Raw genomic sequence first — 12,075 nt, 5'->3', positions numbered from 1 at the left:
CCTATTTATTGTTATGGGTGTTTCACTGCTAAATCTTGAATTTGTGTTCATTGTTACTTTTTAGATGTGTATTTAGGTGTACGCATTGGCTGTGTTTTTAGGTACTTCTGTTGGACGCCATGGGTCACCAGTATGCTCAAGCCAAGGCATGAGTTCGTTCTGAATTAATTGAGAGATGAGCTCAGGTTGTTGCTCAGCAATGTTTTTCATTTGATAAGGATCTACTTGATTATCATGAAGAACATAAGTTAATGGCTTACCTATTTTTCTATCGATCATCAGAGTGTATTGCTTATTTCGAATTCCACGACGACCGTAAGATTGTCCGCCATAAGGCATAAAGGTATAAAATTGAGAGGTAGGTTTTGTATCGCCTGTTTCACTTCTAACTGTTTTTGAGAAATCAGAGCCTTCTACGGTATCCGGAATTAAATCGTCCATACTCATTAATCCAAATAGGGTTGGGTAGATATCAGGTGCTGAAAAAAGAAGATCATCGGATTTGGGTGCAATTTTCCCCGGCCAGCGGAACATCATTGGAATTCGCATTGCTTCTTCATAATGTACATTTTTGGTCGGGTTGCCATTTGAACCCATACAACAACCGTGGTCAGAGAAGAAAACGACCAAAGTGTCTTCCGTAAGATTCAAGGCGTCTAGTTCATCGATGATACGACCAAATTGTTCATCAACACCATTGACCATCGCCATGTATTCTTTGAAATATTCGGGGCCATATCCTTCTAGATATTCTTTATCCCATTGAACATTTGGACGAGAGTTTAACGTTCTTGAGCTATCTTTAAATCGATCAAGATACTTTTGAGGCACTTGGTCGTAAGGAGAATGAGGTGGGTTCATCGAAACGACAAGCGTAAATGGTTTGTCATTATCACGATAATTGCCCCCATCATTACGTAAATATTTAATGGCTATGTCAGCTTCATGTTCAGGACTCCATTGATTGATATGAAGAGGCTGATCACGAGGTGTATCGTTCGTCCAATACATTGGTGTTAAATGTTTATCATAGGTTCCGTATGAATACCAAAAGTCAAAACCATGACGACGATCTGGGGCTGTCCAGTCATTCCAGTAACGACCTTCCATTGGGTTGTTATAACTCGGAACAAAAGGGGCTTCTGGTGCATCTAAATGCCATTTGCCGATATAACCCATGCTGTAGCCTTGTTGGCTTAAAATATCAGACCATGTAGATTGATTCTTTTTTAATTCAATACCGAAATCTTTACCACCAAACATTCCTGGTGTGGGTGTATGACTATTTCCCTGAATCCCATTGCGGTAAGGATATTGTCCGGTCATCAACATCCCACGAAATGGAGTACATAACGGAAAATTAGATACAGCTTGTTTGAGAACAGCACTATCTTTAGCAAATCGATTTAAATTTGGCGTTAGAGATGGGTCTTCTCCCATAAAACCAAGAGCTTGTGCTCTCATTTCATCTGGAAATATGATTAATAAATTTGGACGTTTAATCTTGTGTGCCAAGTCGGCCATTGAGTTAACTGAGCCTGTTTTTTGGCAACCAGACAATACTGATGTTGCAGCAATAGCTCCTGTTGCGGCTGCACCTTTCAATATGTCTCTGCGTGTAATAGACATTGAGTCTCCTTACTAAATTGAATTGTAGGGTTTTCGTTATTGTTTATTTTTCTTCGAAAGCTTGCGGATCGTAAGTGATCGAAAGTTAACTTGCTGTGTTAGTGATCACAAAACCTGAGAGTGCTGATGGATTTTTAACCGGGCACTATTTTCTTTTTTTACAGTTCTAAAAATAAATGAAAGGCAAGTCGCATTAACTATGGGATTTATTTGGTATTTTTGCTTTCAAAGAGTAATATATGAAGAAATACGAAAAACAACGTAAGATAAAAACAAAGCGAAGATTATCGAAAGAATGTGAAAGAGATCAAAAGTTTCATACTTCCATATTGTAGGAATAATTTTTAGGTGTAAGGTTAATTCGAAATCAAACGAAAGAGATTTCGTTGATTTAAGGAGACAAGTAAAAAATGATGAGTGCTGTCGAAAGGCGCATGGAAATCGTAAACGTGGTTAACCAAGATGGTAAAGCACGTGTTGAGGACCTTGCTGCACGATTTGATGTCTCTAGTGTCACTATTCGCAGTGACCTGAGCTTTTTAGAAAAGAATGGGTATGTTGTTCGTTCTCATGGAGCGGCTATTCCAAATACTGGTGTGATTGCTGAACTTACGGTTCATGAAAAGCGTCATCAAAATATTGGGACAAAGTCTTCTATTGGTTACGCAGCAGCACAGCTGATTGAAAATGGTGACACCGTTATTCTGGATTCTGGTACGACTACGCGAGAAATTGCATCTAACTTAAAGTCGTTAGAGCAAGCAGTAGTCATGACTAATGGTCTGGATGTAGCTATGGAATTAGCATCAGCTTCTGGTATAGAAGTACTGATGTCGGGTGGAGTTCTTCGTAAGAAAGCTCTCTCTTTTTCTGGCTCTCAAGCTGAAGCTAGCTTAAAAAATTATCGTTTCGATAAAGTGTTTTTAGGTGTTGATGGTTTTGATTTGAGATCGGGTATCACTACACATAATGAGCAAGAAGCAAGTCTCAACCGACTTATGTGTGATATTTCAGAGCAAGTGATCGCAGTTGCAGATTCAACCAAATTTGGTAAACGCAGTTGTCATATGATCAGAGAATTCGGAAATATTGATATCTTAGTTACTGATTCTGATATTCCTGAAGAGTACCTACAAGGTCTTCGAGAAATGAAAGTTGAAGTAATCATCGTCGAAAAAGAAAAGTAACCGACCTAACTCCATAGCTGCATTCGGATGCAGTATGGAGTTAGTAAATGAACACCTTTCAACACCTTGTACAGCGTCATAAAGCGGGTGAACAAAACGGAATTTATTCGGTTTGTTCTGCTCATCCGTTAGTTATCGAAGCGGCGCTTTCTCAAGCTTTAAGTGATGACTCCTTGCTACTAATTGAAGCAACTTCTAATCAAGTTGATCAATTTGGTGGCTATACAGGAATGAAGCCAGCTGATTTTCGAGACTTTGTATTACAGCTAGCAAAATCACTCAACTTTCCAATCGAAAAACTCATTCTTGGTGGCGATCACCTTGGTCCAAATCGTTGGCAGAAACTACCAGCTGAAGAAGCAATGGTGAATGCAGATGATCTTATTGCCGCTTATGTCGCTGCTGGATTTAAGAAGATCCACCTAGATTGCAGCATGTCTTGTGCAGATGATCCAATGCCATTATCTGATGAAATTGTCGCCGAACGTGCAGCTAGATTGGCTAAAATAGCAGAAGATACGGCAATTTCTTCTTTTGGTCATAGCGATCTTGTTTATGTTATTGGTACAGAAGTGCCGGTACCGGGTGGTGCAGCTGAAGAGCTAGATACACTTCAAGTTACTTCACCAGAGGCAGCAAGAAAAACCATTCAATCTCATCAATTTGCATTTGAACGAGCTGGCGTAGCTGACTGTTGGCAACGTGTAGTTGGTTTAGTTGTACAGCCAGGTGTTGAATTTGATCATACTGGTGTGATTGATTATCGCTCAGAAGAAGCTTCAGAGTTAAGTAAAGTGGTTGATGACTTTGAGCACATGGTTTTTGAAGCACATTCTACAGATTATCAAACAGATAAAGCGTATCAAGCTCTTGTAAGAGATCATTTTGCTATTTTGAAAGTAGGTCCAGCGCTTACTTTTGCTTTGCGTGAAGCGTTATACAACCTATGCGATATCGAAGAGCAATTGATACCAAAAGCACACTGTTCAGATTTACGTGAACATATCGAAAAAGAAATGTGTGATTCTCCTGAATATTGGCAACCCTATTACCAAGGTAATGAAGCCCAACAGCGTTTCTCTCGTAGTTACAGCTTTAGTGATCGCATTCGCTATTACTGGCCAGATGAAAAGATCAATCAGGCGCAGAATACTCTGTTCACTAATTTATCTCGTAATGGCATTCCGCTTCCATTACTTAGCCAACATTTATCATCTCAATTTCGCTCAGTTCGTGAAGGCCAATTGAGTTTAGAACCTAAAGAACTTGTTCTCGATAAGATCCGTCAAACACTTCGTAGTTATGCGAAGGCTTGCAAACAAAATAAAGAAGAAGGCGTTGCATTATGAATCACTACCTTGGTTACACAGAATCAGAATTAGAAACGCTTTCTGGTTTTTGGACTGCGAAAGAAATCACTCAACAACCAACAAGTTGGCGTGGAACAGATTTAATTATTCAAGACAATATCGTAGATATTTCAGCATTTATGGATAAGTGGAATACGAACTCTGAACGTCGAATTATATTAACGGGAGCGGGTACTTCAGCATTCGCTGGACAAGCGGTTGCTCCGGCATTATCAAAAGTATTGCGACAACGTGTAGAAGCGATTTCAACGACTGATCTTGTCTCTAATCCGGCGGAGTATTTTGCTGAAGATGTTCCCACGTTATTGGTTTCTTTTGCTCGCTCAGGTAATAGTCCAGAAAGTGTTGCGGCAGTCGATTTAGCCAATCAATGTTTATCCAACTGTCATCATCTTATTCTAACTTGCAATGGTGAAGGGGCGTTATTTACTCAATTTCAACATCAAGAGAACGCCCTTGTGTTATTGATGCCAGAAGAAACTAATGATAAGTCATTCGCAATGACCTCTAGTTTTTCGTCAATGACTTTAGCTTGTTTTTCTGTTTTAACGCACAAAAATAACAATTCGAAAGGAATCGAAAGTATTTGTAAGTGTTCTGAGGAGTTGATCAAAGAAATTAATTCCAATGTCAGAGATACTGCTTCCCATGATTTTAGTAGGGTTATTTATTTAGGTAGCGGTGGTTTGAAAGGATTAGCACAAGAGTCTGCTTTGAAATTATTAGAACTAACAGCGGGTAAAGTTGTTGCTTGTTTTGATTCTCCACTTGGCTTTCGTCATGGTCCAAAGTCCATTGTTAATAATGAAACCATGATTGTTGTTTTCATTTCTAATGACCCATACACCCGTCAATACGATTTAGATCTTTTAGCTGAACTTCGTCGTGACAATATCGCTAAAAAAGTTATCGCAATTACCGCTCAACTTAATGATGTAGTTGCAGATGAAAACGTAATTCGTGTACCTATGATGGAAAACGCGTCAGATGTTGAGTTGCTGTTTCCTTACATGTTGTTTGCTCAAGCTTACGCATTCCATCGTTCTGTTGCACTAGGAAATACTCCTGACAACCCGTGCCCTACAGGTGAAGTTAATCGTGTTGTTCAAGGCGTCAATATTCATACTTTTAATAATAAAGATTAAAGCAGGGAAATATTATGACTGGACCACAAATCGTTTGGACGCGTATTGATGAGCGTTTACTGCATGGACAAATTCGAATTACTTGGGGAAAACATTCTGAAGCTAATTTGATTCTTGTTGCTAATGATGATGCCGCTGAAGGCCCTAATGCTGCGTTTATGCAAGCTGGAATGAAAGCCTCTGCTGGTGGTGAATATGCGGTGCGTTTCTTTTCAATTCAAAAAACCATTAATGTGATTCATAAAGCATCGCCAAAACAGAAGATTTTTATCTTATGTAATAACCCTACTGACGTTGCTCGTTTGGTAGAAGGTGGCGTTCCAATTACACATTGTAATGTAGGCAATATGCATTACCACGATGGCAAACGTCAAATTGCGAAAACCGTTTCTGTAGATAAAACCGATATTTTAGCGTTTGAAAAAATGGTGGAAAAGGGCGTGACATGCACGGTTCAAAATACACCAGATCAAACACCAATTAACGTTCTTGAACTAGCAAAAACAGCAGCCTAGGTAGGTACTTATGTTATTTGAAGCAAGTTTAGTGGCAGTGTGGGCATTCTTCTGTGGTATCGATAAATACGATGTCGCGTTGAATATCCATAGACCACTTATCACAGGACCTGTTGTTGGTCTAATTATGGGCGATATGCAAATTGGCTTAATCGCAGGTGCAACGCTGGAACTCGCATGGTTAGGCCTAGTGCCTAATGCTGGGGCACAGCCGCCAGATGTAACTATGGGTACGATTGCCGCTGTTGCATTTGCTGTAATGACAGGACAATCACCAGAAGTTGCTATGGGTGTTGGTATGCCTATCGCAGTATTAATGCAAATGCTTGTTATCGGTTTCTTTGCTATGACCTCATTTACCATGGGTAAAGCAGATAAATACGCTGAAGAAGCAAATACGAATGGCATTGATTTTCTCTTACTTTCCACCATTACAATGCGTTCAATGCTCTACGCGGTGATTGCCTTCTTGACCGTTTATTTTGGTGAACATGGCGCCGCTTGGATTGATGCTAATGCTCCGAAAACATTGTTAGAAGGATTAGGTATCGGCGCGAAAATGGTTCCTGCAATTGGTTTTGCAATGCTATTGAAAATCATGTGGTCAAAAGAAGTGGCGGGTGTGTTCTTTATCGGTTTTGTAATGACTACGTATTTACAGCTTCCGATCATGGCCGTGGCAATTTTAGGAGCATCAGCAGCCGCTCTATATTACTTCTTTAGTGGAAATGGAAACAAAAATTCAAATCAAGAATTTGAGGACTTTGAAGATGGTATCTAAAACAGAAAATCCAAACGCTCTAATTGACGGCATTGATGAGTTTCAAGGTACTCAAGTGGCGAATCCTAAGAGCTTGGTTGATGGTATCGACGAATATCAAGACAAAGAAGTTCGTAAAGTTATCTCGAAAAAAGATCTTTGGAAATGTGCGATTCGTGGCCTTTTCATGGAAGGGAACTTCAACTTTGAACGTATGCAAGGTGGTGGCTTTGCTTACTCAATTGTTCCTGCACTGAAGAAGATTCATGGTAATAACAAACGTGATTTAGCAACGGCAACTAAGAACCATCTTCAGTTCTTTAATGCGAGTCCTAAACTGTTTACCTTCCTGCTAGGTACTGCCATTGCAATGGAAGAAAACAAGGAAAAACCATCTACAGTGAATGTAATGAAAGTCGCGGGTATGGGACCTACTGGCGGTATTGGTGATGCAATCGACCATATGACTCTTATGCCGTTAACGTTGGCGTTAGGTGCATCAATTGCAATGCAAGGCTCTATTGCAGGACCGTTTGTCTTCTTCATTCTGTATCAAATTGTGCACTTCTTTGTGTATTTCGGTTTGATGTTTATGGGATATAAAGCCGGTACTGCAGCCATGGTTAACATGAGCGATGCGACTGAGAAATTAGCCAAAGCAGCGAATATCATGGGTATCTTTGTTATTGGTGCATTGTCAGCATCCTTTATTAAAGTTCAAACCACCTTATCTCTCGAACTCGGAGGGAAAGTCGTTGAACTTCAAACTGCACTGTTTGACAAGATAATGCCTAATATTTTGCCATTAGCATTGGTGTTCTTCATGTTGAAAATGGTGAAAGGTACTGGTTTTTGGGCGAAACCTCCTGTGTTGATTTTCTCAACGTTAGCCGGTGGTGTTATTGGTCACTACCTAGGTATTTTGTAACACAAAAAGAAATGAAGTCGTATAAGGGGATTCTCCCATCCCCTTAATTTCAAAGCATTATAAAAGCATTGGTAACAAGGATTAAATCATGATTGGTATTGTAGTTTCAGGCCATATTAATTTTGCTACAGGGGTTGAGTCAGCAGTAAAAGCCATTGCTGGTGAACAAGAACAAATGGAGTTTGTCGATTTTGTTGAATCTATGTCGACAGATGAATTAGAGCAAGCCTTACGAGCTGCTGCAAAGCGTGTTGATTCTGGTGAAGGGGTACTTTTCTTAACTGATATCCCTGGTGGCTCACCTGCAAATCGTGCTTTAACCATTTTAATGGATACTGAAAATGTTGAGTTGATTGGTGGTGCAAATCTACCAATGATAGCAAATGCTGCATTTGAACGTGATGATACAACAGTAAAAGAGTTAGTAACGACATTATTAGAAATAGGCTCTTCATGTATGCAAGACATGCGATTACAGCTTGAATTGTTCATGGAACCAGAACCTGAATGTGAAGATGGGTTGTAATATGCGTTACGCTTTATATCCACAACGTGTGTTTGTTGCTGACGGTATTAAAGAACATCATTACGTCATAGTGAATGATGGGGAAATAGAAGCGATAACAGCATGTGAACCAACAGATTGCGAGATTTTACCATTAGAAGGGAAAGCCTTGCTGCCAGGGTTTATCGATATTCATATTCATGGGCGAGCAGGGGCTGATGTTATGGACGCGACGCCTGAAGCATTGCAAACCATTTCTGATGCTTTGCTTCAAACTGGGGTTATTGCTTGGGTTGGAACAACGGTAACGGCACCTTGGGATAGTATTGTTAGGTCAGTTGGTATTGTAAAAACGTGGTTAGATAAACCTCAACAGTGTGGTGCTGAGTTATTAGGTAGCTTTCTAGAAGGTCCATATTTTACAGAAGTGCATCGAGGTTCACATCCAACTGCTTATTTAAAATCACCAAGCATTCAAGAGTTAGAAGAACTTTATGACGTAGCGGCGCATTCACTATTACGAGTAGCAATAGCACCTGAAGCTGATGGTGCAATGGAAGCCATTCAATGGCTGCAAAGTCAAAACATCAAAACCTCTGTTGCTCATACAGATTCGACGTTTGATCAAGTTACCCAAGCACATCAATTAGGTGCCGATTGTGGTGTCCATTTGTTTAATGGTATGCGTGGTTTACATCATAGAGAACCCGGTTGTACAGGGGCTGTTTTGTATCATGACATGCTTGCTGAATTAATTGCTGATGGTGTGCATGTTCATCCTGTAATGATGCAGCTCGCTTATCGCATGAAAGGATATCAGAAAATTGCACTTATTACAGACTGTATGCGAGCTGGTGGTTTAGAGGATGGTGAGTACCAACTTGGCGCACAAACCATCACTGTAACTAAAGGGGAAGCGAGAACAAAATGCGGGTCGCTTGCTGGAAGCACATGCAGTTTAGATAGTGCGTTAAGAAATATGATTCAGCTAAGTGAAGTACCAGAATGGGAAGCGGTACAAATGGCAACATCAGTTCCTGCTAAATATTTAGGTATTGATGATCGCTTAGGAAGCATTGCACCAGACATGGAAGCAAGCTTTGTGGTCGTAAATCAAGACTTCGCTGTTCAGAACACCATGATTAAAGGTAAGTGGGTTTATTAACTCTCGCCATTTTTATTAAAAATTCATAGCTATCTAAATAAACATCTAATAATGAATTATTTAGATAGCTATAACACAAAACAATGTTTTAGAGGTTTAAAATGGAAATTCGTCAACCGATTCATAGCGATCACGCAAAACAGTTAGATACAGCTGGATTGCGTGAACAATTCCTTATTGAAGGGATGTTTCAAGAAAACCAAATTACTCTTACATACAGTCACATTGACCGCATTATTGTTGGTGGTGTTGTACCTATATCGGAAAGTGTTCCATTTGAAGGTGGAAAAGAAATTGGTGTGGATTTCTTTTTACAACGCCGTGAACTAGGCATTATTAATATTGGGCAAGCTGGGCGAGTGATTGTTGATGGTGTGACTTATGATATTGCTGCTCGTGAAGCCATGTATGTAGGCATGGGAGCTGAAGAGATCAGTTTTGAAAGTGTTGATCAACAAGATCCTGCTCGTTTTTATTTAAATTGCGCGCCAGCACATCATGCTTATCCAACTCGTAAAATTACACGTGAAGAAGCCTCTCCTGAAACATTGGGTAATCAAGAAAACTGCAACGTTCGAACCATTTACAAATACTTGCATCCATCAGTACTACCAACGTGCCAACTATTAATGGGAATGACTGAATTAGCACCTGGTAGTCTATGGAACACCATGCCTTGTCATACTCATGAACGCCGTATGGAAGTGTATTTATACTTTGATATGAAAGACGACAACATTGTTTTCCATTACATGGGCGAGCCTCAAGAGACACGTCATATGGTCGTTCGAAATGAACAAGCCGTTATTAGCCCTAGTTGGTCAATTCATTCAGGCGTTGGTACATCGTCATATACGTTCATTTGGGGCATGGTTGGTGAAAACCAAACTTTCCATGATATGGACCATGTAGCAATGACAGATATTAAATAGTCATTTTAATTTTATTATTATGTTGCTGGTGTATATCGGCAGCATATATCAAGAATAGTAGGAAAGAACATGAAACTTTTTGATTTAACAGGCAAAGTTGCCATTGTTACAGGGTGTAATACGGGTCTTGGTCAAGGTATGGCACTTGGTTTAGCGAAAGCGGGGGCAGATATTGTTGGTGTTGGTCATCAAGCCGCTCCCGAAACTGAAGAGCAAGTGAAAGCATTAGGTCGTAAATTTCATTACATTACTGCAAATCTAATGAAGCAAGAAGGATTAGAAGAACTCGTTGCTGAAGCGGTTGAGGTGATGGGTCACGTTGATATCTTAATTAATAATGCAGGTATTATTCGTCGTGAAGATTTACTCAAATTCTCAGAGCAAGATTGGGATGACGTAATTAATATTAACCAAAAGACGTTATTCTTCCTTTCTCAGAAAGTCGCTAAGCAATTTGTTAAGCAAGGAAATGGCGGCAAAATCATCAATATTGCTTCTATGTTGTCATATCAAGGAGGGATCCGCGTTCCTTCTTATACTGCAAGTAAATCAGCGGTTATGGGGTTAACTCGTGCCCTAGCGACTGAGCTTGCAGAACATAATATCAATGTTAATGCGATTGCTCCGGGTTACATGGCAACGGATAATACGGCAGCATTGCGTGCAGATGAAGACAGAAATGCCGCGATTCTAGAACGTATTCCTGCAAATCGTTGGGGATTACCTTCTGATCTTGAAGGGCCTGCAATCTTCCTAGCATCACCTGCAAGTGACTATATTAATGGTTATACGATTGCGGTTGATGGTGGTTGGTTAGCTCGTTAATCTAAAGTACAGAAGGAACAGCAAAATGACATTAGGAACAAAGCAAGACGTATTACAAGCGATGAAGCGAGTTTATCGTTACCAAGCTGAAAACCAAACAAGAAGTGTAGTAAGACGCAGTGGCAAAACCCGTTTTATTAAAGATACTGATTGGGAGCGTGGTGTTTTTTGGTCGTGTACTGCCGCTGCATGGAAAGCAACGGGAGACACTGAATATTTGGATGGTGTAAAAAATTACGCTCTACATACTGGATTCAGAACTGGACCTAATGCTCGTTTTGCTGATGACCATGTTTGTTGCCAAGCCTACCTTGATATTTATCCTGAATTTAATCAACCCGAAGCCTTAGAGCCAACCATTAAAGCGCTTGATATTATGGTTAATGAGCCAGAGCTAGGCCGTAAAGATTGGTGGTGGTGTGATTCATTATTTATGGCACCACCAGCTTTTGTTGCATTATCAAAGCAAACAGGCGATTCAAAATACTTGGATTACATGAATACTGCTTTTTGGGATTCAGCTGAGCATTTATTAGATACAGAAACGGGTTTGTATTATCGTGACTATCGTTATATTCCAAATGGAAATGGTGAAGAGTTACGAGAAGAAAACGGCAATAAAGTCTTTTGGAGCCGTGGCATTGGATGGGTATTAGCATCGGTTCCTCGTATTCTAGCTAACATGCCTGAAGACTATATGAATCGTTCAGAGTACATTACTCTATTTACACATTTAGCGGCTGAAGTCATTAAATACCAGCAAGACGATGGTTTTTGGCGTACTAGCTTATTAGCTCCTGAAAACTTCCCTGCACCTGAAAGCAGTGCAACTGCTCTGTTTTGTTATGGTTTAGCATGGGGCGTTAATACTGGTGAGTTAGATAAAGAAACTTACTTACCAGTTATCGAAAAATCGTGGGCAGCTTTACTTGAATGTATTCACGATAACGGCATGATTGGTTGGGTACAGCTACCAGCCTTTAATCCACGTGACGTTAAGTTTGAGCATAACATCGATTATGGTGCGGGTGCTTTCATGCTTGCAGCAACAGAGGTTGCGAAGTTAGCTGAATAAATACTTCTTAGAAATGTTGAATAGAAAAGCCGATCATGT

Annotated in this window: 12 protein-coding genes; 11 read left to right on the top strand and 1 reads right to left on the bottom strand. The window is 40.0% G+C overall.

Annotated elements, in window-relative coordinates; genetic code table 11:
- Nucleotides 1–72 precede the first annotated feature (72 nt).
- Nucleotides 73–1,629: a sulfatase gene (locus HC728_RS16640; protein ID WP_190395773.1), complete on the bottom strand. Its 1,557-nt coding sequence runs from the start codon at nt 1,627–1,629 to the stop codon at nt 73–75.
- A gap of 410 nt (nt 1,630–2,039) precedes the next feature.
- Between HC728_RS16640 and agaR the strand changes: the two genes are divergently transcribed.
- From agaR to HC728_RS16585, 11 genes are all read left to right on the top strand, one after another.
- Nucleotides 2,040–2,816, top strand: a complete 777-nt coding sequence (gene agaR / locus HC728_RS16635) for a transcriptional repressor AgaR (protein WP_005423633.1) — start codon at nt 2,040–2,042, stop codon at nt 2,814–2,816.
- Nucleotides 2,817–2,863: 47 nt separating this feature from the next.
- The gene (kbaZ, locus tag HC728_RS16630) at nt 2,864–4,165 is read left to right on the top strand and encodes a tagatose-bisphosphate aldolase subunit KbaZ (RefSeq protein ID WP_017019584.1); all 1,302 of its coding nucleotides are present in this window, start codon (nt 2,864–2,866) and stop codon (nt 4,163–4,165) included.
- Nucleotides 4,162–5,331 carry an SIS domain-containing protein gene (locus tag HC728_RS16625; protein WP_065596991.1) on the top strand — a complete coding sequence of 390 codons (1,170 nt, stop codon included), beginning with the start codon at nt 4,162–4,164 and terminating at the stop codon, nt 5,329–5,331. The genes kbaZ and HC728_RS16625 overlap by 4 nt, the downstream gene beginning before the upstream one ends.
- 14 nt (nt 5,332–5,345) lie before the next feature.
- Entirely contained in the window at nt 5,346–5,846 is a 501-nt protein-coding gene (gene agaV, locus HC728_RS16620) for a PTS N-acetylgalactosamine transporter subunit IIB (RefSeq protein ID WP_065604644.1), read from the top strand.
- A gap of 10 nt (nt 5,847–5,856) precedes the next feature.
- The gene (agaW, locus tag HC728_RS16615; RefSeq protein ID WP_005423624.1) at nt 5,857–6,627 is read left to right on the top strand and encodes a PTS N-acetylgalactosamine transporter subunit IIC; all 771 of its coding nucleotides are present in this window, start codon (nt 5,857–5,859) and stop codon (nt 6,625–6,627) included.
- Nucleotides 6,617–7,534 (top strand): PTS system mannose/fructose/sorbose family transporter subunit IID, encoded by a 918-nt coding sequence (locus tag HC728_RS16610; protein WP_005423617.1) that lies wholly within the window; start codon nt 6,617–6,619, stop codon nt 7,532–7,534. The genes agaW and HC728_RS16610 overlap by 11 nt, the downstream gene beginning before the upstream one ends.
- 88 nt (nt 7,535–7,622) lie before the next feature.
- The gene (agaF, locus tag HC728_RS16605; protein WP_005423615.1) at nt 7,623–8,060 is read left to right on the top strand and encodes a PTS galactosamine/N-acetylgalactosamine transporter subunit IIA; all 438 of its coding nucleotides are present in this window, start codon (nt 7,623–7,625) and stop codon (nt 8,058–8,060) included.
- Between the two features lies 1 nt (nt 8,061).
- On the top strand, nt 8,062–9,204 hold the full coding sequence (gene nagA, locus HC728_RS16600) for an N-acetylglucosamine-6-phosphate deacetylase (RefSeq protein ID WP_190395772.1): 1,143 nt from the start codon (nt 8,062–8,064) through the stop codon (nt 9,202–9,204).
- Nucleotides 9,205–9,305: 101 nt separating this feature from the next.
- Nucleotides 9,306–10,136: a 5-dehydro-4-deoxy-D-glucuronate isomerase gene (gene kduI / locus HC728_RS16595; protein WP_190395771.1), complete on the top strand. Its 831-nt coding sequence runs from the start codon at nt 9,306–9,308 to the stop codon at nt 10,134–10,136.
- A gap of 69 nt (nt 10,137–10,205) precedes the next feature.
- Nucleotides 10,206–10,961 (top strand): 2-dehydro-3-deoxy-D-gluconate 5-dehydrogenase KduD, encoded by a 756-nt coding sequence (gene kduD / locus HC728_RS16590; RefSeq protein WP_005423608.1) that lies wholly within the window; start codon nt 10,206–10,208, stop codon nt 10,959–10,961.
- Nucleotides 10,962–10,986: 25 nt separating this feature from the next.
- Nucleotides 10,987–12,036 carry a glycoside hydrolase family 105 protein gene (locus tag HC728_RS16585; RefSeq protein WP_190395770.1) on the top strand — a complete coding sequence of 350 codons (1,050 nt, stop codon included), beginning with the start codon at nt 10,987–10,989 and terminating at the stop codon, nt 12,034–12,036.
- Nucleotides 12,037–12,075 lie beyond the last annotated feature (39 nt).

Source organism: Aliivibrio sp. S10_S31, assembly GCF_014694495.1.
GTDB classification, from domain to species: Bacteria; Pseudomonadota; Gammaproteobacteria; order Enterobacterales; family Vibrionaceae; genus Aliivibrio; species Aliivibrio fischeri.
The sequence above is the reverse complement of the archived record's forward strand: the minus strand, read 5'-3'. Positions and strand labels throughout refer to the sequence as shown.